The 22638-nt window shown below is 46.2% G+C and carries 31 protein-coding genes, 1 tRNA gene and 3 pseudogenes; 18 read left to right on the forward strand and 17 right to left on the reverse strand.

Annotated features, from left to right (window positions below; all coding sequences use genetic code 11):
* Window positions 1-244: 244 nt before the first annotated feature.
* The 3 genes from RS881_RS40270 to RS881_RS40280 all read right to left on the reverse strand — a co-directional run bounded on the left by RS881_RS40270 (window position 245) and on the right by RS881_RS40280 (window position 1199).
* The gene (locus RS881_RS40270) at window positions 245-634 is read right to left on the reverse strand and encodes a T9SS type A sorting domain-containing protein (RefSeq protein WP_315815942.1); all 390 of its coding nucleotides are present in this window, start codon (window positions 632-634) and stop codon (window positions 245-247) included.
* Window positions 588-824: a nidogen-like domain-containing protein gene (locus RS881_RS40275; RefSeq protein ID WP_315815943.1), complete on the reverse strand. Its 237-nt coding sequence runs from the start codon at window positions 822-824 to the stop codon at window positions 588-590. The genes RS881_RS40270 and RS881_RS40275 overlap by 47 nt, the downstream gene beginning before the upstream one ends.
* 299 nt (window positions 825-1123) lie before the next feature.
* Window positions 1124-1199, reverse strand: a tRNA-Gly gene (locus tag RS881_RS40280).
* Between the two features lie 117 nt (window positions 1200-1316).
* Here RS881_RS40280 and RS881_RS40285 point away from each other — a divergent pair.
* Window positions 1317-1736, forward strand: coding sequence for a hypothetical protein (locus tag RS881_RS40285; protein ID WP_315815944.1), 420 nt, complete (start codon window positions 1317-1319; stop codon window positions 1734-1736).
* A gap of 274 nt (window positions 1737-2010) precedes the next feature.
* Entirely contained in the window at window positions 2011-2151 is a 141-nt protein-coding gene (locus RS881_RS40290) for a hypothetical protein (protein WP_315815945.1), read from the forward strand.
* An 85-nt stretch (window positions 2152-2236) separates the two neighbouring features.
* Here RS881_RS40290 and RS881_RS40295 read toward each other — a convergent pair whose 3' ends face one another.
* From RS881_RS40295 to RS881_RS40305, 3 genes are all read right to left on the reverse strand, one after another.
* Window positions 2237-3184, reverse strand: coding sequence for a patatin-like phospholipase family protein (locus tag RS881_RS40295; protein ID WP_315824759.1), 948 nt, complete (start codon window positions 3182-3184; stop codon window positions 2237-2239).
* Entirely contained in the window at window positions 3100-3321 is a 222-nt protein-coding gene (locus tag RS881_RS40300) for a hypothetical protein (RefSeq protein WP_315815946.1), read from the reverse strand. The genes RS881_RS40295 and RS881_RS40300 overlap by 85 nt, the downstream gene beginning before the upstream one ends.
* A gap of 146 nt (window positions 3322-3467) precedes the next feature.
* Entirely contained in the window at window positions 3468-5951 is a 2484-nt protein-coding gene (locus tag RS881_RS40305; protein WP_315815947.1) for an outer membrane beta-barrel protein, read from the reverse strand.
* A gap of 275 nt (window positions 5952-6226) precedes the next feature.
* On the opposite strand from RS881_RS40305, the gene RS881_RS60575 reads away from it, so the two are divergent.
* The 12 genes and pseudogenes from RS881_RS60575 to RS881_RS40365 all read left to right on the forward strand — a co-directional run bounded on the left by RS881_RS60575 (window position 6227) and on the right by RS881_RS40365 (window position 13996).
* Window positions 6227-6898, forward strand: a complete 672-nt coding sequence (locus tag RS881_RS60575; RefSeq protein WP_350339998.1) for a hypothetical protein — start codon at window positions 6227-6229, stop codon at window positions 6896-6898.
* Window positions 6862-7536, forward strand: coding sequence for a radical SAM protein (locus RS881_RS60580; protein WP_350339999.1), 675 nt, complete (start codon window positions 6862-6864; stop codon window positions 7534-7536). Before RS881_RS60575 ends, RS881_RS60580 begins: the two co-directional genes overlap by 37 nt.
* 7 nt (window positions 7537-7543) lie before the next feature.
* Window positions 7544-7675, forward strand: a complete 132-nt coding sequence (locus tag RS881_RS40315; RefSeq protein WP_315815948.1) for a TRAM domain-containing protein — start codon at window positions 7544-7546, stop codon at window positions 7673-7675.
* A gap of 76 nt (window positions 7676-7751) precedes the next feature.
* Window positions 7752-8988, forward strand: a pseudogene (locus RS881_RS61910) (sigma-54 interaction domain-containing protein).
* A 265-nt stretch (window positions 8989-9253) separates the two neighbouring features.
* A pseudogene (lptE, locus tag RS881_RS62410) lies at window positions 9254-9622 on the forward strand (LPS assembly lipoprotein LptE); the annotation flags it as partial.
* Between the two features lie 8 nt (window positions 9623-9630).
* Window positions 9631-10047 (forward strand): DUF8458 domain-containing protein, encoded by a 417-nt coding sequence (locus RS881_RS40335; RefSeq protein WP_315815949.1) that lies wholly within the window; start codon window positions 9631-9633, stop codon window positions 10045-10047.
* Window positions 9989-10540 carry a hypothetical protein gene (locus tag RS881_RS40340; protein WP_315815950.1) on the forward strand — a complete coding sequence of 184 codons (552 nt, stop codon included), beginning with the start codon at window positions 9989-9991 and terminating at the stop codon, window positions 10538-10540. Before RS881_RS40335 ends, RS881_RS40340 begins: the two co-directional genes overlap by 59 nt.
* Window positions 10541-10606: 66 nt before the next feature.
* Entirely contained in the window at window positions 10607-10930 is a 324-nt protein-coding gene (gene secG, locus RS881_RS40345; RefSeq protein WP_315815951.1) for a preprotein translocase subunit SecG, read from the forward strand.
* 579 nt (window positions 10931-11509) lie between these two features.
* Window positions 11510-11929, forward strand: coding sequence for an endolytic transglycosylase MltG (locus RS881_RS40350; RefSeq protein ID WP_315815952.1), 420 nt, complete (start codon window positions 11510-11512; stop codon window positions 11927-11929).
* A pseudogene (gene mltG, locus RS881_RS40355) lies at window positions 11923-12365 on the forward strand (endolytic transglycosylase MltG). Before RS881_RS40350 ends, mltG begins: the two are co-directional and overlap by 7 nt.
* A 191-nt stretch (window positions 12366-12556) precedes the next feature.
* On the forward strand, window positions 12557-13351 hold the full coding sequence (locus RS881_RS40360; RefSeq protein WP_315815953.1) for a YihY/virulence factor BrkB family protein: 795 nt from the start codon (window positions 12557-12559) through the stop codon (window positions 13349-13351).
* Between the two features lie 36 nt (window positions 13352-13387).
* A complete protein-coding gene (locus tag RS881_RS40365; RefSeq protein ID WP_315815954.1) occupies window positions 13388-13996 on the forward strand; it encodes a redoxin family protein in 609 nt (202 codons plus the stop codon).
* Window positions 13997-14090: 94 nt separating this feature from the next.
* Here RS881_RS40365 and RS881_RS40370 read toward each other — a convergent pair whose 3' ends face one another.
* The 10 genes from RS881_RS40370 to RS881_RS40415 all read right to left on the reverse strand — a co-directional run bounded on the left by RS881_RS40370 (window position 14091) and on the right by RS881_RS40415 (window position 19060).
* On the reverse strand, window positions 14091-14852 hold the full coding sequence (locus RS881_RS40370) for a hypothetical protein (protein ID WP_315815955.1): 762 nt from the start codon (window positions 14850-14852) through the stop codon (window positions 14091-14093).
* A 467-nt stretch (window positions 14853-15319) separates the two neighbouring features.
* Complete coding sequence (locus tag RS881_RS40375) at window positions 15320-15532, reverse strand: thioredoxin domain-containing protein (protein ID WP_315815956.1); 213 nt, start codon at window positions 15530-15532, stop codon at window positions 15320-15322.
* Between the two features lie 180 nt (window positions 15533-15712).
* On the reverse strand, window positions 15713-15841 hold the full coding sequence (locus RS881_RS40380) for an SHOCT domain-containing protein (protein ID WP_315815957.1): 129 nt from the start codon (window positions 15839-15841) through the stop codon (window positions 15713-15715).
* The gene (locus RS881_RS40385; RefSeq protein ID WP_315815958.1) at window positions 15813-15992 is read right to left on the reverse strand and encodes a hypothetical protein; all 180 of its coding nucleotides are present in this window, start codon (window positions 15990-15992) and stop codon (window positions 15813-15815) included. Before RS881_RS40385 ends, RS881_RS40380 begins: the two co-directional genes overlap by 29 nt.
* Window positions 15993-15997: 5 nt before the next feature.
* Window positions 15998-16255 (reverse strand): ankyrin repeat domain-containing protein, encoded by a 258-nt coding sequence (locus tag RS881_RS40390; protein WP_315815959.1) that lies wholly within the window; start codon window positions 16253-16255, stop codon window positions 15998-16000.
* Between the two features lie 44 nt (window positions 16256-16299).
* Window positions 16300-17040 carry an ankyrin repeat domain-containing protein gene (locus RS881_RS40395; protein ID WP_315815960.1) on the reverse strand — a complete coding sequence of 247 codons (741 nt, stop codon included), beginning with the start codon at window positions 17038-17040 and terminating at the stop codon, window positions 16300-16302.
* A 16-nt stretch (window positions 17041-17056) separates the two neighbouring features.
* Entirely contained in the window at window positions 17057-17536 is a 480-nt protein-coding gene (locus tag RS881_RS40400; protein WP_315815961.1) for an ankyrin repeat domain-containing protein, read from the reverse strand.
* Window positions 17500-18246, reverse strand: a complete 747-nt coding sequence (locus RS881_RS40405; RefSeq protein WP_315815962.1) for an ankyrin repeat domain-containing protein — start codon at window positions 18244-18246, stop codon at window positions 17500-17502. Before RS881_RS40405 ends, RS881_RS40400 begins: the two co-directional genes overlap by 37 nt.
* 215 nt (window positions 18247-18461) lie before the next feature.
* The gene (locus RS881_RS40410) at window positions 18462-18881 is read right to left on the reverse strand and encodes a TrmH family RNA methyltransferase (protein WP_315815963.1); all 420 of its coding nucleotides are present in this window, start codon (window positions 18879-18881) and stop codon (window positions 18462-18464) included.
* Complete coding sequence (locus RS881_RS40415) at window positions 18773-19060, reverse strand: TrmH family RNA methyltransferase (protein WP_315815964.1); 288 nt, start codon at window positions 19058-19060, stop codon at window positions 18773-18775. The genes RS881_RS40410 and RS881_RS40415 overlap by 109 nt, the downstream gene beginning before the upstream one ends.
* A gap of 76 nt (window positions 19061-19136) precedes the next feature.
* On the opposite strand from RS881_RS40415, the gene RS881_RS40420 reads away from it, so the two are divergent.
* The 4 genes from RS881_RS40420 to RS881_RS40435 are packed head-to-tail and all read left to right on the forward strand — an operon-like array spanning window position 19137 to window position 22129.
* Window positions 19137-19580: an AsmA family protein gene (locus RS881_RS40420; RefSeq protein ID WP_315815965.1), complete on the forward strand. Its 444-nt coding sequence runs from the start codon at window positions 19137-19139 to the stop codon at window positions 19578-19580.
* Between the two features lie 37 nt (window positions 19581-19617).
* Window positions 19618-20868, forward strand: coding sequence for an AsmA family protein (locus RS881_RS40425; protein WP_315815966.1), 1251 nt, complete (start codon window positions 19618-19620; stop codon window positions 20866-20868).
* Entirely contained in the window at window positions 20865-21422 is a 558-nt protein-coding gene (locus RS881_RS40430) for an AsmA family protein (protein ID WP_315815967.1), read from the forward strand. The genes RS881_RS40425 and RS881_RS40430 overlap by 4 nt, the downstream gene beginning before the upstream one ends.
* Window positions 21401-22129, forward strand: coding sequence for an AsmA-like C-terminal region-containing protein (locus tag RS881_RS40435; protein ID WP_315815968.1), 729 nt, complete (start codon window positions 21401-21403; stop codon window positions 22127-22129). Before RS881_RS40430 ends, RS881_RS40435 begins: the two co-directional genes overlap by 22 nt.
* On the opposite strand, the gene RS881_RS40440 is transcribed toward RS881_RS40435, so the two are convergent.
* Entirely contained in the window at window positions 22090-22503 is a 414-nt protein-coding gene (locus RS881_RS40440; protein WP_315815969.1) for a hypothetical protein, read from the reverse strand. The genes RS881_RS40435 and RS881_RS40440 overlap by 40 nt on opposite strands.
* Window positions 22504-22638 lie beyond the last annotated feature (135 nt).

Here is a 22638-nt window from a genome sequence, read left to right on the forward strand (position 1 = left end):
ACAATAGATCCTGCAGAAAAAGAACACCTATGCTATCCCGGATGCAGCCGGGATACCAATAAAAGAGCCTGTCAGTATGGATGGGTTCTTTTTTTATTCGGGAGCGGTGACACTTTTCCTCAACTTAACGAACGAAAATTGGCACCCCTACCACAATAACCTTAAAAAATAAACGAGGTGACTCCTTCCGAAGTCACCTCGTTTCATTATCTCAAAACCATCAAAGCAAACCATTCAAGTCCCCTTACAACTTCACCAACTTCACCGTTTTCCTATTACTTCCCTGCACCACCTCCAACAGGTAAAACCCTTTTCCATATCCACTACCCAGCGTGATCCGGGCGCCAATCCTTAGCCCTTCCCGGCCTTCTATCATGCGGCCAGCCTGGTCAAATACACGCATCCGCACCGCCTCATTAGGATGTCCCTGTTGCAGGTGAACCGTAAAATCGTAATAACTAGGTACCGGCGATACCATCACTGCCAATTCACCATCCCTTGATCCCATTTCCTCTCCTATCATGCCTTTACCCTTGTCTTTACCATTACTTTCCCCTCCTCTTCCATTGGCCGTGATCAACACCACCTTATCCACCTGTCCATTCCGGTTCAACGGCCCACTGCATATCACCATAATTAAACAACACGTTATTGGTTCCCAGCAATGGGTCGCCTGGCACACCAATCACCACCTGGAAGGTATTTACCCGTCCATCATTATCCCAATAAATCCCTACCCTGTCCCAGATCACGATGAGGTGCGTAGGTATTACTTTATAATAAATTTGACCACTACTCTCATCGTCAATATGATATTCCTGCATTACAATCAGTAAATGCTTAAGATAATTGGATGAAAAGCTGCCAGACAGCCTCTCTTGTTGAGGTTGGTGTACAGGTTCAACGCAAATTCAATAGGCAAGGGATTCTAATCAGATAGCCATAGGAAGGATATTGTATTGCTTTGCGTGAACCAGCAGCAAAAATAACCAGGCCCGTTTCAATACAAACCGCTATCCGACCAATTGTTAAAATTTCCGATGAACTGGGGATAGGTTATCTCGCCTGTCGAAAGGAACCGACGCCTGTTACAAATAAAATAACCGGCGATTGCCGGTTATTCTGGAGCGGAAAACCGGGCTCGAACCGGCCACCTACAGCTTGGGAAGCTGTCGCTCTACCAGATGAGCTATTTCCGCTGGTGCTGATAAAGATATAGAATATAATAGTATGTTCCCATTACCTCCTCCAGGTTATTTTAGGGGCCCGTGCAACGGATATACTTATACCAGGCTCAATATACAAAACAACCTTTTATGCGAACGACGCTTTTCAGCCTCTGCCTCATCATGGTCTTCATGGCATGCAGTAAAGACCACAAAGATGATCCCTCCACCGCAAAATACGAAGGGATTGTTGGCACCTGGGTACTTTCCGACATCAGATCCGATCCCGGCGATGGCAGTGGTACCTGGCGAAAACCCGAGAAACTGAACTATGTATTTTTTGGACCCAAAGGTCTTTATAAAGACAGCCGCAACCCCCTGTTCAATAGGTACACACTAACCAAGGACACCATTGCATTGTACAATACCGCCAACCCAACATCCTTACACAAATTGGCCGTACAACAATTAAATGCCGACACACTTACCTATTATTTCGGCTGGCCCTGGTGCGGTGGTCCTACAGGAGATAGGTTCCTACGCTTTTCAGAGATCTGTACCATACCTTAAAACCATCTTTATATTTACCAGGAAATCGACGATACTTATACTTTTAGAACACCCTCATAATATCGTATGATAAAAAGTACATTACTAATAGCAGCCATCACCCTTGGCTGCTGTTCTTGTCAGGATAATAATCCATACATCATTCAAACCAATTTAACACCAGTAGCCCCATTAGAGCCTGTATCCATTACAACCAGTTACCCACCAGATCAGGATTGCAAGGAATTACGAAAAACTATATAGCCCTGGATTCTTCCAAAGAGAATTGGAGCGTATGGTAGATGTAGCGATTATTCGCCTCGATTCATTGGTTCAATACAACGAACTATTAGAAACGAAATTAAGGGAACGCAACACCGAAGTCGGGAAGTTAAAGCAGCAGATCAAGACCTTGCAGGATAAGAAATCACATTAAGCACAAGTTGCCAGTTTTATACCCTTAGCAATTATTAAACAGCCTATGTATTGAGGTGAGCGATAGCTCTTGCGAATACAACAGATCAAAGTGGGGTGCCGGGCATTCTATTCGCAGTAGCATTATTGCTTGCCGTTTCCTGGAAGAAACGCCGCGTCCCTTCCCGCCCACTTTCCAGTAATTCTTCTACTACTTTTTTAGGCAGCTTACGCACCCTGCCCGAATGGTTCAACGTACTGATGGTGATCGTTCGCCGCCATTGACTATTCCCCTCCGCCTCCGGATTGGCCTTATCAATCAGCGTTACATATACTGCTTTGAAATAATCTTTAATACTCCTGATAGGAATAGGGTACTTACCCTGCTGCTTTTTATTGTACTCAATCTGTTCCGGCATTTCCATCATCAGCCCCAACGTCTCCGGGTTTTCCATCACCACATTGCGTGGCAGTACCACTCCTGCTATATACTTCGACGAGTCGAACATAAACAATGGATAATTACTAAGTGCACCTCCATCTACCATCATGTGCAGCCGCATGCCCACCACCGGCTTATCATATACTTTTCCTTTATCATCAATCAATACCGGTTTGTAGTACAGCGGTATCGACAGCGATATACGTACTGCATCTTTGATGCGCATATCCGGATACCGTTCATAGGAGAATATGCGCAAACTTTGATAGGTAAGATCCGTTCCTGTTATATACAAGTCTTTGTACCCTTTTATTGTTCGCTGCAGGTGCAGTTGGGAAAAGGTGATATTGCCATCCCCTGTTTTACGCGCAATCTGTGCTTCTATCCACTGTGCTATTTTTTCTCCTTTGTAATAACCAAATTCCCGCTTCAGTCGCCGTATGCCTGTACCAATAAACCAGGCCCCATCATTAAATTCCTGCGGCTTTAGATAAGCCGTCAGCTCCAATATCTCCTGCGGTGTATAACCTACAGCCAGTAGCGTAGCCTGAATGGCTCCTGCCGAAGTGCCCCCACCCTTTCTATATCCGACAGGATGTGTATACTGTCTAATACCTGGAAAGCACCCGCATACGCAAAGCCTCTTACACCACCACCTTCCAGTACCAGGTTTTTGTAACAGATTTGCTGTGCTGATCCAGTGCCCACCGCTGCCAGCGTGACCACTGCCGATAACAGAAAATGCTTCATGTTATAAAAATATTCTCCCTGACTCAGGGATACAAGCGAAAGAAAACGATTTAACGATATTTTACCGCCGGAATATGGGGTTGCAGGTTGACAGGTTGATAAGTTGCCAGAGAAGCAAGCACGTTGGTGGCCGATTCACCAATCTCTCACAATTTCTTCCCGATGGGTTGCTTTACTGGTGCAGGTTTTTGCTGAACAGAAGTTGGTTGTTTACCAGGGATTGCTTTATTAGCCCCTTGTTTAACTGGCAGTGGCTTTTTCTTCCCTCCCACCAGGTTGGTAAAAGCATAACTTACCGTGAGGCGGTAACTACGCGTGCGCGCATTGCTGAAAGATTCGAGGTTATAATTGGGACCAAAAGTATAACTCGTATACTTCTGTTGGAAAATAGGATCAATTGCATTCAGCGTCAGCACCAGTCGCTTATTGAACAATTTGCGTTGCAATGCCAGGTTCATCCGCACATTGCTGCGTACCGTACCCTGTGGATTGGCAAAGCGGTTGAGCGTAAAATTGCCATTGAAATTCCACACATCCCTGGGCGAATAATTGGTATTGAAGCTCGTTGTGAAAGTGCCGCCATCCTGGTACTTATTCTTTGTTTTATCATACAGGCTATACTTATTGTAAGTATAACTGGCACTGAAGTTCATCCGGAATTGACGCGATACCGTATACCCACTCCAGGTACTTACTTCATATTCATGGCGATCGTCTATATTCTGCCAGGTCGTTTCTGTTTTTCCATCCGGCTGCAGGTTCCTGATCTGACTAAAAATGCTTTGCACAATATTATAACCAAAGCCCAGGTTCGTATAATAGTTATTGCCATTCCTACCCAGTACCAGGTCAAAATTATGTGCAGTAGAAGGCGCTAATTCAGGATTACCATAACGGATATTGTTTGGGTCTCCATAATCAATACTGGGATTCAACTGCCCGATTCCTGGCCGGCGGATAGTTTTCCGGTACGCCACACTCAGGTTCAATACCTCCTCCCAGCGTTTATTGAAATTGGCAAAAGGCAGCCAGGTTCTATAATCATTGTTCACCTGCGACTTGTCCTTCAGGTCAAACTGGATATCCGTTATTTCGGCTGTAACACCCGCCGTAACACTCATCAGTTCCGTGATCACCTGCTTCATCGAAAAACGCGCACTGTGTACCGATTGCTTAAAACCAAAATCATTGCTCAGCAAGGGACTGTTCACATACTCATTGTCTGGCTTCTTCAAATACTGAGTATTCAGCACCACATGACTGGCATCGGCCACTGTAGCTACCCCCGTCGAAAAAGATGTACGCTTATTATCCAGCAGCTTATCGTAATTGATCCGTAAGCTATAGCCATGGTTCCAACTATCATTCAATTGCTGCTGCGTTGAATCTATTCCCGTAGCCGTACGGTCGGGCTTCAGGAACTGCTGGAAAAAAGTGCGGTCATTCTGGTTATACGAATAATTGGCCCCGGCAATCATCCGAAGCGTTTCACCAGGCTTTTTACCCCGGTGCGTATACGTCAGGTTCATAGCAGGATTCACATTCTGTCCTTCCGTTTCAACATACCGGTTACTCAGTTTCGTGATGTCTTCAAAACGATTCAGGTTGGTATACTCATTTTCGCTGCGGTTCCTGAAATCATTGTGGTTAAACAACAACAATACATTCACAATATTACGCGGGTCAATATCATAATCAATACTTAACCTGGCCCCCGGCCGCGTATTGCGATTACGGTAACTATTGGTCGTATTAAAATAATTAGAGGAGTCTTTGTAAATATTCTCCCGCTTCGAGTAGCCAGAACCATTCACCCGGTTGTCGCCCGCATTCAAATTCAGGTTAATGGCCAACCCTTTCTTACGGTAATTAAGGTTTCCGCTGATATTCCTTTCTCCATTTGTGCCAGCCGTAACCGTTACACGGGCCCCGGCCCCTACTTTACCCTTACGGGTGATAATATTGATCACCCCTCCCTGCTCATTGGCATATTGCGGCGGCGGGTTCGTCATCACTTCAATACGTTCTATCATACTACCCGGCATCGATTCCAGAAAGTCCTGCAATTGCTGCGCATTCAGTTCTACCGGCTTGTCGTCAATCAGTATTTTGGGCTCTTTTCCACGCACCACCACTTTCCCATCCGGATCATTGGCAACCAACGGTACACTTTTCAACAATTCACTGGCCGTAGCACCCGCACTCAAAGCCGATTCACCTGCATTGAACGTGATATTCCCATCCTTACTTTGGATCAATGGCTTCTCCGCATATACTACAATTTCCTGCAACTGGTCATTACCACCCCGCTTCATCACCAGGTCATTCATGTTAAAGTCGAACCGCTCCATCCGGAAATGAAGACTGTCAATGACCAGTGGCTGCAGGCCCACATACGTAACTTTTAGCCGGTACCAGCCAAAAGCAATCTGTAAGAGCGAAAAATTGCCGTCCTTATCAGTGATCGTCGTCTTTTTTGTGAGCGTATCCGCCAGGAATTGAAGTTCCACCGTAGCATCCCCTACTGCTTTTTGTTTTTCGTCGAGCACATTACCCGTAAGTATGCCAGGCGCGGCAGCGGCATTTTCCTGCGCATGCAAGGAAAACGTCAATAGGATGAAAAATATCAATAAAAAGCAACGGTATAGAAGGGTCATGTAAGGGTAAAGTTAACTTTTCGCAAAAATTATCTAAAGGATTAGGTTTAAAATAGCAGTTTTCCGGTACAAACGGGCCTGGAACCGTTCCCACAAAACCTCCCGGGGCCCCCTGCCCTTCAATTATACGGCTTCCTGGCAAGGATAAGACGCTTTTTAACACACTCCTTTCGGTCACCCCTGCCATCCTGTCATCATTTATCCCTCATTTTAGCTATCTTTGCCCCTTCCAAATTTTGAATTAACTGATGCCGGATCTGATTACCCATACCAAACAGGACGAATATCGCCAGGGAGAGGCTTATAGCCCGTTTGTGAATGACCCTGTGACCTATGGTAAGAAGTTTTATATTGAATCCTACGGTTGCGCCATGAACTTCTCCGATAGTGAGATCGTGGCTTCCATCCTGAATGAGAATGGTTTCGGAGCTACCCGCAACTATGAAGAGGCCGACCTGATCCTCATTAATACCTGCTCCATCCGCGAAAAGGCCGAACAAACCGTACGCCATCGCCTCCAGTACCTGCGAGCCGCCAAGGAAGTAAATCCTGGCGCCCTCATCGGTGTCCTGGGCTGTATGGCCGAACGCCTGAAAGCCAAGCTGTTGGAAGAAGAAAAGCTGGTTGATATGGTGGTGGGGCCCGATGCCTACCGTACCCTGCCGGGACTGATTGAAGAAGCAGCCGACGGGCAAAAAGCCGTAAACGTGCTCCTGAGCCGGGAAGAGACCTATGCCGATATTGCCCCCGTGAGACTTAACTCCAATGGCATTAATGCCTTTGTAAGCATCATGCGCGGCTGCAACAATATGTGCTCCTTTTGCGTGGTTCCCTTTACCCGCGGACGCGAAAGAAGCCGCGACGCCCACTCCATCATCCGCGAATGCCAGGACCTTTTTACAAAGGCTACCGCGAAATAACCCTGCTTGGCCAGAATGTGGACAGCTATTACTGGACGCCCGATCTGGGTGCTTCTATGGCTGCTGGAGAAGGTCAGGCTGCTGCCGTCACCTTTGCCCAACTGCTGGAACGCGTAGCCCTCATCAGCCCCCTATTGCGTGTACGCTTTTCTACCTCCCACCCTAAAGACATTACCGACGAGGTGCTCCATACCATTGCCAAATACGAAAATATTTGCAAGTACATACACCTCCCCGTTCAAAGCGGATCGACCAGGATCTTACAACTCATGAATCGCACCTATACCAGGGAGTGGTACATGGCCAAGGTAGACCGCATCAAAACCATCATACCTGATTGCAGCATTAGTTCCGATATTATTGCCGGTTTTTGCACTGAGACCGAAGAAGACCACCAGGATACCTTAAGCATCATGCAATATAGCCAGTACGATTACAGCTATATGTTCTTCTACAGCGAACGCCCCGGTACCCTCGCCGCACGACGCTACCAGGATGATATCCCTGAAGAAGTGAAGAAAAGACGCCTGGACGAGATCATCAATATGCAGCGCAAACTGAGCCATGAAAGCAATATGAAAGATATTGGCCAAACCGTTAAAGTATTAATAGAAGGCGACTCAAAAAAAAAGTGCTAATGATTGGATGGGCCGCACCAGCCAATACAAAGTAGTTGTTTTTCCAAAAGCCGGGCATGCACTGAACAAAGGTGATTATGCAATGGTTACTGTATACGATTGTACCGGAGGCACCTTGCTCGGCAACATTGTTGAGTAATCCACCGGTTTTTATGATACAAAGGGGATGGCAGGAATTGAGAAACCAGATTAATTGAGTTAAAAGAATTGTGTCTATGGATATCCAATCAATCAAAAACCGCTTTGGCATCATTGGTAATTCACCCGCATTGAACTTTGCATTGCAGGTGGCTGGCCAGGTTGCCAACACTGATCTTACCGTTTTAATTACCGGCGAAAGCGGGGCTGGTAAAGAAGCCTTCTCGCAAATCATTCACGCTTTATCCAACCGAAAGCATAACCCCTTTATTGCGGTGAATTGTGGCGCCATTCCCGAAGGCACCATCGACTCCGAACTTTTTGGTCATGAAAAAGGATCCTTTACCGGTGCTGTCGATTCCCGGAAAGGTTACTTTGAAACCGTTAACGGTGGCACCATCTTCCTAGATGAGATTGGCGAAATGCCCCTCGGCACCCAGGCCCGTTTATTACGCGTACTGGAAACAGGAGAATTCATCCGGGTAGGTTCCTCCAAAGTACAAAAACAGATGTGCGCGTAATCGCCGCCACCAATAAGGACCTGCTCGAATTTACACAGAATGGCAAGTTCCGTGAAGACCTGTACTACCGCTTGAGCACCGTACCCATCAGGGTGCCTGCCCTGCGCGACCGTAAAGAAGACATTCCCCTCCTGTTCAGGCGTTTTGCTGTAGATTTTGCCGAAAAATACAAAGCCATCCCCATCCAACTCGAAGACGAGGCCAAGGATGTGTTAATTAACTATGGCTGGCCAGGAAATATTCGTGAATTAAAGAATATTGCAGAGCAGATGTCCGTTCTTGTAAGCGATAAACAGGTAACGGCTCAAGGACTAAGGCGCTTCCTGCCCGAAAGAGATGTTTCCAATCGCCTGCCCGTTTTGGTCAATACAGGTGGAAGCTCCAACGGTCATGAGTTTGCCAATGAACGCGAGATCCTGTACAAACTCTTCTTCGATATGAAGAAAGATGTGACCGAGCTGAAAAAGATGTTTGTGGAGATCCTGCAAAATCCGGGTATGACCCAAAACCAGGCCTTGATCAATGAACTGAAAAACAGTAAAGAGATCCTGGCGCCGGCCATCATGCCCCAACCGGCTGTTAGCAGTGCCCAACCTGTGATGTTGCACCATGAAGATGCCATCCACCACCATGAAGAAGTGGAAGATTCACTCAACATCATGGACATGGAGAAAGACCTGATCATGAAAGCCCTGAAAAACACAAGGGTAAACGGAAAGATGCCGCCACCGACCTCGGCATCAGCGAAAGAACCTTATACCGCAAGCTTAAAGAATATGATATCAAGGAGTGATAGCATGCAGCATACAGCATACAGCATACAGAAGTCAGAAGCCCAAAACGAAACTACAAGCAACAACAGGCTCACAGCGCGAAGCGCGCAGCACGCAGCTGCTTTCAAGCTCACAGTTCATTGCTCGAAGCTCGTAGCTATTTTATGCCTGTTCCTGTTCAGCGGTTGCTACTCCTTCAAAGATGTAAGCATACCGCCCGCAGTAAGAACTTTCCATCTTGACCTGATTGGAAATACAGCCCGCTATGTAAATCCTCAATTAAGTCCACAGATCACCGATAAGCTCAGGCAAAAGATCGTCAACCAAACCAGGCTTTCACCAGCCCCTGAAAATGGCCACTTTGAAATTTCAGGTACCATTACCGAATACAATGTGAGCACATCCGGTATATCGCCCAATAGCCAAACCGGACAACAAACCGCCTCCATTAGCCGGTTGACCGTGGGTATTAAATTGACCCTGAAAAATACCCTGGACCCCAATGACCCGAAAACGAATTTTGAAGCCAGTGTTTCCCGTAACTTCGACTTCGACGCGAACCTTTCGCTTACCCAGGCCGAACCACAATTGAACGAAAGCATCATCAAAATGATGGTGGATGAAATGTTCAATCGTATATTTTCAAACTGGTAATCCGTTTCATGCAACAACATATTCACACCATTGTAAAGCATTTTTTCCAAAAAGATTCCTTGCAGGATGTTCCTGAGCAAGCACTCCAGCAGTTTACCGAAGACTATCCTTATTCTGCTGTTGGCCATTGGTTACTGGCCAAAAAGGTGCACAATACCACCCCTGCAAGAGCTGAGGACCAATCGGCCAGTGCCACTGCCTGGTTCAATAACCCCCTCTGGTTGCACTGGACCTTGCAAGAGCATGAGATCGTGACCGAAACCTTGCTCATTCCCAGTATACCCAAAGAGGAGCCTGTGGCGGCAACGTTCATTACCCCGCCTGTAATCACCGAACCGGAGCCCCAACAACCAGAGCCCCCGACCGTTGAAGCAATCCCCCCCTGCACCCGAAGTCCTTACAGATATACCTGCCACCACTATTGAAGAAAATGAGTTGCAGGAAACAGAGATCCTGATCCCCGGCGTTTCCGAACCCATCAGCCTGTTGGAAGAAACACCAGTTCCCCCTCCACCAGTGGAGGAAGTGACTATACCTGTTCCACCTGCCGAAGCTACCGGCGCCGAACTTACCCATACGTTCAAACCTGTGATTAGCGAAAGTGAAGAGCCCATTTTTGAACCCTACCATACCATCGATTATTTTGCTTCCCAGGGGATCAAACTCCGCCAGGAAGATTTCAAGGATAAACTGGGCATGCAATTAAAAAGCTTCACCGAATGGTTGCGTAGTATGAAACGCATAGCCCCCGTTATGTCCGAACAGCCCGCTCCTGCTTTTGATGAAACCCTGCAACAATCTATTCAGGAAAGTGCCGGGCACTCTGTAGAAGGTAAAGACATCATTACAGAAGCCATGGCCGAAGTATGGGTGAAGCAGGGCAGCAAGCAAAAGCTATCGCTATTTACGAGAAATTAAGTTTGCTCAATCCCGCCAAAAGCCCTTATTTTGTAGCCCGAATTGACCAAATAAAAGCAATGTGATATGATTATTTTCCTGATTCTGATCATTCTAGCGAGTGTAGCGATGGGCTTGTTCATCCTCATCCAAAACCCCAAAGGCGGTGGCCTGGCTGGTAATATTGCCGGCTTCAATTCCCAGTTCATGGGCGTGAAACAAACCACCGATGTATTGGAAAAAGGTACTTGGGTAATGGCAGTTGTTATTGCATTGCTGTGTTTGTGTTCAGCAGTCTTTATTTCAGGTGGTGCTTCTGGTTCTACCATTAAAGAAATCAACGCCAAGCCTGCTACACAACAACAGGCACCCGCAAATACGCCTGCTGCACCCGCTCCCGCAGCTAAATAAGCAGTTATTCAACCCAATATATTCAACCCTGTCATAATCTGGCAGGGTTTTTTGTTGTAAAAAAGTTGGGAAGTCAGTAAGTCCGGAAGTCGGTAAGTATCCTCTTGCAATTTAGATATGCTTTAGTCTTTCAGTCTTCCAGACTTCCGGAAGTCCGGACTTCCGGTCTTCCGGACTTCCGGTCTTTCAGACTTTCAGACTTCCAGACTTCCAGACTTCCAGTCTTCCGGACTTCCGGTCTTTCAGACTTTCAGACTTCCAGACTTCCAGTCTTCCGGACTTCCGGTCTTCCGGTCTTCCGGACTTTTCTGACTTTCCCACTTCCCAATTCTTTCCCTATTTTACAGCGTCAATCTTAATACCTTATGTGGAAGAAGCTAATCCTTATAATCCTTGTAATCCTTTTGGCAGCCGCTGCATTTATTGGCTGGAGATTCTTTTTGTCCAATACCCCATTCAGTGAAAAAGCAAATACCTCTACATCCGCACCGGTCACGCTACCTATGAGGAGGCATTTCAAACCATCAAAGACAGCCAACTGGTCAAAACCCCGGTTCCTTCAATTTCCTGGCCCAGCGTATGGACCTGCCGGAAAAGATCAGGGCAGGCCGTTATGAGGTCAAAAAAGGCATGAGCATTTCCGACATCGTACGCATGTTGCGCAATGGCCAGCAATCACCCGTTAACCTCATCATTACCAAGCTGCGTACCAGGGAAAACCTGGCAGCCCTGATAGGTCGTAAGTTCGAGTGCGATTCCGCCTCCGTCATGCAATACATGAGCAATCCCGATACCCTCCAACACTATGGCTTCAATACCAATACCATCATGGCCACCGTGTATCCCAATACCTATACCTACTTTTGGAATACCACCCCGGCTGCTATTTTTAGTAAACTGTTTGCTGAATACAAGATCATTTGGACTCCCGAACGCATTAAGAAAGCTGCCGATCTGGGCCTCTCCCCATTGCCGCTTATACCCTGGCTTCCATTGTAGAAGAAGAAACCCGCGACAATGAGGAAAAAGATACCATGGCCAGCGTTTACCTCAATCGCTACAATACAGGCATGCGCCTGCAAGCCGATCCTACCGTGAAATTTGCCCTGAAGGATTTCACCCTCAGGCGTATTTATGAAAAGCACCTTACCGTAGAATCACCTTTCAATACCTACCGCAACAAAGGACTACCCCCGGTCCCATCTGTACTCCTTCCCTGCCTACATTGGATGCTGTTTTAAGCGCACCACAAACAAAATACCTGTACTTTGTGGCCAGTCCCGATTTTTCGGGCCGGCATCTGTTCAGTGAAACCTATCAGCAACACCTGGTCAATGCCAAAGCATTCCAGCAAGCACAGGATGAACAGCAAGCCATTAAAAAAGCAAAAGAAGAAACCGGAGAGGAACCAAAAAGTAAACAGCCCAAAGCCTAACCTGAGGCCTCCTATCAATTCAAGATGACCAAACTAGAACGCATACTGTTGAATTTACCACCCGTTCGTTTTGTGACGGAGAAAAGTAAACACATTGTGTTGCCTGGTTTTGATGGTGTTCCGTTATATGATGTGGGTGTTTTTTTATCCAGCAAATGAATAAAGTAGGATTAACTGAAAGAGCTTCTGCCGTGTCCTACAACTTCATTATGGCCATCCCGCCTACCTGCCTTTTCCTGTTCACCCTTATACCCCAATTGCCATTTATACGCCAGAAGTCCATCAGGTGGCAACTGAAGACCCTGATCCGGGAAATGATCCCGGCCCCTCAATACAATGAGGGCATTATACAATTTGTGGACAGCTTTTTTGAAAGTTCCAAGATTGGTTTACTATCCTTTGGTTTTGTATTACTTATCTTTTTTGCCTCCAATGGAATGATGGGGTTGATGCGCTCCTTCAACAAAAACTACATTGGTTTTCAGCGCCGCACCGGCCTTCAAACCCGCTGGGCCGCCATCAAGCTTACCCTCATCATGATGGGCCTCATCTTTGCCTGTTTATTACTCCTTTCCCTGCAGGGTATTGTATTGAGCTGGTTGGGCATCAACAATGACTTCGTGAAGACGTTGATCCGCATCGTACGCTGGGTACTCTTAGTAGCGTTAATCTTTTACGCGTATGGTTTTATTTACAAATATGCCCCCGCTATCAAAAAACGATGGCGTATCACCTCTCCGGGAGCCATTCTGGCTACCTTTCTAAGCATTCTTTCCACCGTCGGCTTCTCCATCTTTGTGACCAGTTTTGGCAAATACAATGCCCTCTACGGCTCCATTGGCACCATCATTGTGCTCATGATCGTGATATACATCAATTCACTGGTTCTATTGATTGGGTATGAATTGAACGTAAGTATCCACTCCCTCAAAGCCTTGTCTGACGAAAGGGTCAAACACGAGACAGGCGGTGAACTGGTGAAGTGATTTTTTCGTTAACTTGTAAGTATAAAATGCTTTCTCATGAAAAAGCTACTTGTTGCCCTCGCGCTACCAGTGGTAGCATTGCTGGCATTTACCGTCAATAACGACCCATTGCCCATTGGCGCTCCCCTGCCTAAAGCAGAAAACAAGCTGAAAGACGTTTCCGGAAAAGAGATTACCCTGAAAGCAGCCTTGAAAGCAAATGGATTGTTGGTCATGTTTAGCTGCAATACCTGCCCCGTGGTTATCAACAACCAATCCCGTACCACTGAAATATGTAAATATGCACAGGAAAAAAATGTAGGCGTGGTACTCCTCAACTCAAATGAAGGCAACCGCAATGGTGCTGAATCATTACAGGCTATGAAGTCCTATGCCGAAGGCCAGGGCTTTAAATGGTATTATGCCGAGGATAAGAACAATGAGCTGGCAGATGCCTTTGGCGCTAACCGCACTCCCGAATGCTTCCTGTTTGATAAAGCAGGCAAGCTGATCTACCATGGCGCCATAGACGACAATCCCAATAATCCCGACGCTGTGAGCCGCAAACACCTGCAAGAAGCCATCAGGGAAGGAACCGCCGGCAAAGAGGTGAGTGTAAAGCAATCCCGCTCCGTTGGCTGTGCTATTAAAAGACTTAAATCATAAGCACCCCGTTTTTAAAATCTTAAAGAGTGGGCCGCCTTTCAACAGCGACCCACCCTTTTTATTGTATCAAAAGATCATTACTCCTTTTCATACGTTATTTCCACCTTTTGCCGGGTACCCAGGCACGCAGGAAATAGAATACACCACTTTCACTGTTCACATGCAGCTTTACCGGCAAACGACTTTCATTATACATATCCGCGATAAAAGGATTATTCATACTGTAATCTTTGTCCACCAATTGCCAAACAGGATGCGTTCGTAACAGGTTCACCTTATTATCAATCGTATCCGGTGGCGAATGCCATGTACGGTTTCCTTTGATATCATACGTATACACATCCTCAAACTCATAATGCCCAGGCACCATCACCGTTGTTTTAACCTTAATGATCCGGCCATAGCTATCATAGTTATAATCAGCTACCAGTTTATGCTCAAAGCTCTTAGGCCCATCGGATCCCATTTCACCCAATTGGTACAAGGTATCCTGAATCACGCGGCCGTTCCTGTCATACACGTATTTGTTCCAGTGCTCATAATATTCCCCATCATACGTATTGATAAAGTCCGTCAGCTTACGCGCCTGATCATACCTGAATAATGAATGCCCTCTGCCCGTCGTTGGGCGGTCCAGCCATATTTCCACCGGATCGCCCCACTGATTATATGTAAACGTGGCGCGGGCACTATCATGATCATCCCACCCCGCAATCGTTTTGATCCTGTATTTGGACACACCTGGGGCGCCCTTACCATGACCGTTAACATAGTCCAACAGCTTATTACACCCCGACAATGACATCACCAACAGGCTGATACCTGCTATCAGCCACATGCGATTCCCTTTCTTCATAACTGAAAAAGATTTAATGATTAGTTTAAAAATAATGGCACCACGAACTACTACCGGTCGGTAGTCCGAACAGCTTCAGAGGAAATGGAATAATAAAGAGTAGCTGTTAACAACCTGCCTGCAAAGCGCAAGCACAGAGGGGGAACCACAAAATTAGCGATCATTACAAATATACCATGCCGTTCGTCTGTTAATCCGGGGTTCGTCACTTCAGCATCGCTTTGATCTCCGGCTCTACCTGGCGGTCTGTTAAAGCCCGGTCAAAGAAACGGCGATAGCCCGTTTTATTGTTCACAAATAATGTGGCAGGGATACCACCTTCCCACCGGGGATGTACACGCGGACAAAAATAATCTGCATTCGTTTCATCCAGCCAATAAAACCTTGCCTGGAAGTTCTTCTTTTGATAAAGGCTTCAATATTCTTCGGATAGTCTTTCGGAAAATCAAGACTTACCAGGATCAACTCTACTTTTGATCCTTAAACTTAGCTACTCCTTCCTGAAACCAGGGTATCTCTTCCACACAAGGAGCGCACCAGGTGGCCCAGAAACTGATCATCAGCGGATGATCACTGTCCTGTATATATGTTTCCAGGTCCGTGATCTTTACCTTCTTCACCTGAGCAAAAAGCAATGAAGTCATGAGTAGGAAACAAGGAATAAGTATAATACGTTTCATAAATAGGTTGAATTATATAATAGTCCGGAAGTCCGAAAGACCGGAAGTCCGAAAGACCGGAAGTCCGGAAGACCGGAAGACTAAAGCATATCTAAATTGCAAGAGGATACTTACCGACTTCCGGACTTTTCCGACTTCCGGACTCTTCCGACTTTCTGACTCTTCCCACTTCCCGACTCATCACCCATTCAATATTTTCGCCTTTTCCTGGTCAAATTCAGCTTGTGTAAGCACCCCGGCATCCAGCAACTCCTTCAGATCAAGCAATGCCCGCTTTTTATCACTGACAGGCGCTTGTGATGATTCCATCTTTTTCAGTAACAGGCAGTACCGTGGTACCCTTGGGACTCATTTGCAAAATGAACTGGGTGATCTCATTAAACCCCTTGATATTGGAATAGTCCACAGCCTTCTGCTCTTTTACGTTTACTAGCGTAGGATCGGCTCCTTGATCCAGCAAATATTTCACCGCATCCTTTTACCATTGGCTGTTGCATAATGCAAAGGCGTATTACCCGATTCATCTTGTATATTTACTTGCGCACCCCGTTCCACCAACAACTTCAGCATACTTAAATTCCCTTTCTTCGCTGCTATATGCAACAAACTTTCTCCACCGTAAGAATAACTACTGTTTAAACTGAAACTACTTTCTATCGCAATATTGTTGGCAGTCTCTACCCAATTCAGGTAAGCATTCATTGATTCCTCGTTACCACTCACGGGTTTACTGTAATTCGCATCCAGCCCATTATCGAGGAACAGCGTTACAATTTCCTTTTGATTATTGCCACAGGCATACCAAATGGGCGATACACCTTCATTGGAAGCAACAGTAACATCCGCCCCTTACCTACCAATAGTTTTACTATTGAAATATTATTATCATAACAAGCCAGCAACAAACCGTTTTCTCCACCGTGATTAACCTGGTTGATCGTGGCCCCATTATTCAGCAACAATTCAACCATGGGAAGCTGTTTATTACGCACAGCATATAATAGCCCTGTATTTCCCTGCTTATCAGTGCCATTAACATTCGCACCTTTATTAAGCAGCAATTGAACCACTCCCTGGTTTCTATAAGCCACCGCCATCAACATAGGCGTTACCCCTTCATTATTTGGTACGTCTGCAGCCTCTCCTGTTTCCAGCAGCTTTTCGGCAATTTCTATTTGCCCGTTCAGCGAAACAATGTGCAGCAGGCTATTCCCTTTGAAGTCATTGATACCAGCACGTGCCCCTTGCTCCAGCAAGTATAAAGCCGTTTGTTTCTGTTTTTGCAAACAGGCAAAGTACAAAGGGGTTTCCCCCTGATGATCTTCATAATCCAGCTCTGCTCCATCCCCAATCAACAACTTCACAATATCCAGGTATCCATGATGCGCGGCGTAGTGCAATCCGGTTCGGCCTTTTTCATCCGTATATTTCACATCTACTTCCTTATTTTCTATTAATATCTCCGCAATTTTCCGTTTACCGCTTTCGCAGGCTATTATAAACGACATTGACATAGTGATTGGTTTATGGCTTTTTGGCTGACAATAATAGTTCTACGATCTTTCCTTTCAGGTTATCCGTCGAAGCTAGCATCATGGCCGTTTGTTCATTATTGTTGGTGATCCCCGCATCGGCGCCTGCTTCCAGTAACAGCTTTACTTTTTTATACATTTCTTTGGCTGCCTCATGCGAGCAATTACAGTCAATGCGGCAAATCATGTGCAATAAGGTATTGCCTTCATCGTCCTGTGCATTTACATCGCGCCCGGTTTTGTTCAAAACCATCTGCAACACAGCCATAGGCTTCTCCGCCATCCAGGCCCATCCAGTCTTGGGCTTACTGTAATAATCAGCCGCCTGGTCCAGGTCGGCCCCTTCATCCATCATCCGTTCCAACAAAGCAATTTGCTTTTCACTGCTCTGCATGCAACTTAAATAAGCGCTTAAAAGCGTTTCACGCCCATTATTCACCAACGTAAAATTGGGCGGTTCAATAGCTGCCATCTTGTTATAAAACTCTTCTCCCCACCCGTATGAATAATCGCATAATAATAGGCGGTATTGCCTTTCCAATCCTGCTCATTGGGCCTGGCGCCCGCATCCAGCAATACCTGCACCAGTTCGATCTTATGGCGTTCGGCGGCCAAATGCAACCCATTTTTCTTCTCCACATTCACTTCGGCAGGATCAACCCCAGCCGACAGGAAAATATGAATATAAGCCAATTGGTCCTCCTTGGGCATCATCGTCAGGTTCACCGTTTGTGCAATAAAGTTATTTTCTGCCGTATTTTTCCAGCGCGCATCACAGCCTGCATTGATCAGCGATTGTACAATTCCCGGCTTTACTTTTTCGTTCACCGCATAACCCAGTAATGTATAACCGGCCACCTCATCGTTGATACTCGTAAACCTCCCCACCAGTTTTTCCAATTCCTTCAAGGAGTCTTCATCAGCAGCTATCCTTTTGATCACCGTTTCCAATACACTGTCTTTGAAAGAATCATATTCATACAGGTCTGTGGGTATTTCTTTCTGGTCGATCAGCTGGCCCAATAGGTCAAAACGTTTTTGTTCCACCATCTTTTCATAAAGCGCTTTAACAGCATATTGATTGGCCGACGCCGGGATCTTTTCGCCATCCGCGATCAGTTGAAAAACAGTACCAAACTGGTACTTACCAATCGCCTGTACAATATCTTTTTCCTGGTCCATATATCCGTTTATTTCAAGGTTTCGTTGTGTATTCTATATTCAATGTCCTGTAGTTAAGCTTGTCGCTCCTTTAAGGTGAGTCACCCTGCCGCCCGGCTGAGGCAGCGCTACAGGGTGGCCCACCTTTGTAACTGCCAAAAGCTTTCTAAACCAACGACATTCATTCTATATGCTGTGCCTTGTATTCTATATACTGGATTCTATATGCTGTCTTCTTAAACTTCCTTCTCCTCTCCATAAAAACCCCACTCATCCAATAGCGTGCCTAATTGCTGCCCTTCCAGTTTCCGCTGGTCGTAGTGACCGGCATTCTTTTTCTGCCGGTAGGCCTCGTATAGCGTTACCGCACAAGCTACCGATATATTTAACGATTGGATAATACCCTGCTGGGGAATAATGAAATTCCCATCGGCCATACCCCGTATCTCATCTGTAACCCCGGCGTGTTCATTGCCAAAAACCAGCGCCACCGAGCCCGTGAAATCAATACTGTACAGATCTATAGCATCACTACTCAGGTGCGTGGTTAAAATACGGCTATAGGAGGCCCTGATCTTTTGGAAGCATTCCTGCGCATCCGTATATTGGTGGATCGTAAGCCATTTGGCTGCACTGCTGCTGCTTTTGGCCCCCATTTCTTATGCCGGGGTATCCGGGTATTCAGTACAAAGATCTCCTGGATGCCGATGGCGTCGCAGGTGCGCATGACGGCCGAAATATTATGAGGATCCGATACGTTTTCAAGCACAATCGTAAGGTCATTCTGGCGTTTATTGAGTACGGATAACAACTTTTCACGTCTTTCTGGCGTCATATTTGTAAAGTATTGAATGCTAAAGTACAATAAACTATTTTTGCAACCTGTAAACCACCGCAAACCCTGATTACCTATGCTTAAGAAAATATTGAAGATCACCGGTATTACCCTCCTTGTACTGTTGGTGATACTTTTTACCGCCCCCTTTATCTTCAAAGGCAAGATCCTCAGGATCGCCAAAGAACAGATCAATAAAAATATCAATGCGAAGGCCGATTTTAAAGACCTAAGCCTGTCATTCTTCCGTCATTTCCCACGCGTATCCGTGGCCCTGGAAGACCTGCAGGTCATTGGCCTGGGCGAATTTTCAAAAGATACCCTTATCAGTGCCAAAGAAATTGATGTGGCCGTGAACCTCTTCAGCGTTTTCAGCGCCAAAGACATGAAAGTGTATTCCATCAACATTGATGAACCCCGCATCCATGCCCTGGTGACCAAAGAAGGCAAGGCCAACTATGATATCGCCAAACCCGATACCTCAGCCGTAACTACCCCGAAGAACCGGCCAGCCCTTTAAGCTGAACCTGCAAAAATATGCCATCAGGAACGGCTATGTGTATTACGATGATGCCAGTGCCGGCATGAGCAGTGAGATCGTTAACCTCAACCATGAAGGCAGCGGCGATTTTACTTCCGACCTGTTTACCCTCCAAACCAATACAACTGCCGATGCCATCACCTTTAGCTATGGCGGCATCCCCTACCTGTCTAAAACTAAAACCGTTATTGATGCCGATTTCCAGATCGACAACAAAAACAGCAAGTATACTTTCAAGACCGATGAGATTGCCGTAAATGATCTCAAGATCAGCACCGAAGGTTTTTTTCAATTGGTAAACGACAGCACCTACAATATGGACATTGCTTTCAAAGCCCCTTCTACCGACTTTAAAAGCATCCTATCCCTGGTGCCTGCCGTATACGCACAGGATTTTTCTAAGATCAAGACCAGCGGTAAAGCCTTATTCGACGGATTTGTAAAAGGTACCTTTAGCCCCACACAGATCCCCGCTTACAATATCAACCTGGGTGTCCAGGACGGATTTTTCCAATACCCCGACCTGCCCCAGCCCGTTAAGAACATCAACCTCGACCTGAAGGTCAACAATCCCGATGGTATAACCGACAATACCGTAGTGACCATTCCCAAAGCCCATATTGAATTTGGAAATGATCCTTTCGATTTTCACCTGTTGCTCAAAAAGCCCGTTACCGATCAGTATATTGATGCCGCCGCCAAAGGCAAGCTCAACCTGGCCAGCATTACCCAGTTTGTCAAATTGCCCGATACCAAATTAAGCGGACAGGTAAGTGCCGATGTACAGGCAAAAGGCAATGTAGCTGTGATCACCCAGCAAAAGCCCGGTGAATTCAGTGCCAAAGGTTTTGTAGAGATCGCCAACCTCTTTTATTCATCCAAAGATTTTCCACAGCCCATACAGAATACCAGCGCCCGCATCAATATCGACAATCCCGATGGTGTGCCCGACCACACTACCGTGCAAATTCCGGCTGCCCACGTAGAAGTAGGTAAAGATGCTGCCGATATTACTTTGCTGCTTAAAACACCTGCTTCTGATCCTTATTTCGATGGTACCGTAAAAGGGTCCCTAAACCTGGCCAATATTGCCCAGTTCTACACCTTTGAGCCTGGCACCTCCCTCGCTGGCTTACTCAATGCCGATGTGGCCTTTAAAGGCAAAAATCTTACATCGACAAAAGCCAGTACGAAGCATTCCAAACCAATGGTCAGATCAAAGCATCCAATGTATCCTATAAATCCAAAGACTACCCCGATGGTGTGAACATCAGCAATACGGCCCTCACCTTTACACCAAAGAATGTAACCCTGAATAACCTGGCCGGTAAGTTCATGGAAACCAACTTCAATGCCAATGGTAGTTTTGATAACCTCATTGGTTATGCCATGAAAGATGAGCCACTCACAGGTACCCTCAATGTATCGGCCGATAAAGTTGACCTCAACAAATTGATGGGCGCTACCAGCGAAACCACCACCGCCGATACTGCCCAGTCAACCACCACCACCGCACCATTTGCAGTGCCTAAAAATATAAACCTCACCCTCAATACCAAGGTAGACAAAGTGAAGTACGATAAGGTAGATTACAACAATATCAGCGGAACCCTGGCACTGAAAGATGAAACAGTAGCCCTGAAAGATGTGAAGATGAATGCCCTGGACGGTACCATTGGCCTCAATGGCTCCTACTCTACCAAAGTAAGCAAAACCAAGCCCGATATTTCACTGGCTTATGATGTACAAAACCTCGATGTACAAAAACATTCAATGCTTTCAATACTGTACAAAAGCTTATGCCTATTGGCAAGTTCATAGCCGGTAAACTCACTTCTAAAATGACCATGAAGGGCAAACTGGGCGAAGACATGATGCCCGACATGACCACCCTTACCGGTGATGGCACCCTGTTCCTGCTGGAAGGTTTCCTTGCCAAATTCCAGCCATTGGAGAAACTGGCCTCTACCCTCAACATCAATGAACTCCAGTCTTTCTCTGTAAAAGACATCAAGAACTATTTTGAATTTGCCAATGGTAAAGTATTGGTAAAGCCCTTTAATGTGAAGGTCAAGGATATGGATATGGAAGTAGGCGGTATGCACGGCCTGGATCAGTCGTTGGATTATGTACTGAACCTGAAAGTACCCCGGGCCAAACTGGGCGAAAAAGCCAATGCTTTTGTCAATAACCTCGCCTCCCAGGCCACCAGCAAGGGCGTACCCGTGAAGCTGAGCGATGTGATCAATATGAAAGTGAATATTGGTGGTAATATCACCAGTCCCACCATTAAGACCGATCTGAAGGATGCAGGTGGCAGCCTGGCCCAGGATATGAAAGACCAGGCCAACCAGTTTGTAGAAGCCAGGAAAGCCGCTGCTGACAGTGCCGTAGCTGCTGCCAAACAAGCCACTAAGGATTCCATTGCCTCGGCCAAAAACCAGGTCGTAAAGGGCTTGAAAGATGAACTGGGCAAACAACTCTCCGGTCAAAAGATACCACAGCCAATGGTGGCAGCAAGGATGTAAAGAAGGGCCTGGAAGAAACCGGCAAGGGCCTTATCAATAACCTGTTTAAGAAAAAGAAAAAGATACTGATAGCGTGAAGCAATAGAGATGTGAAAAGTGAGACGTGAGAATGGGAAGTGGCCACTGAGGAGTAGTGCTCCCTGCTGGCCATACAATTTTTGTTGCACCTGAATCAAAGCGCTGATATACTGTATAAAGTGGATGATTGGGCATCGCTCAAACCCATCCAGGGGAAGCCTGTCATCTTCAGCAGTAGCAAATCCGTACAAAATGTGTTGCAGGTATTCATGACGCTCGCCTTTGGAGAACATTTGGTGAAAATGCCGGATAATTGCTGCCGTCGTTTTATTTTTCGTAGCAGGCCCTCCGGGCATATATAGCTTGGTATATCAGGATAATCAGCGTTTCTATCTGCGTCATCTATCAAAATCCACAAATCAGCGATCCCATCCGCGAAATCCCTCAAATCTGCTTAATCTGCGCTTCCAATCTGCGAAATCCGCCAAAAT

The sequence above is a fragment of the Paraflavitalea speifideaquila genome (genome assembly GCF_032395985.1).
GTDB lineage: Bacteria > Bacteroidota > Bacteroidia > Chitinophagales > Chitinophagaceae > Paraflavitalea > Paraflavitalea speifideaquila.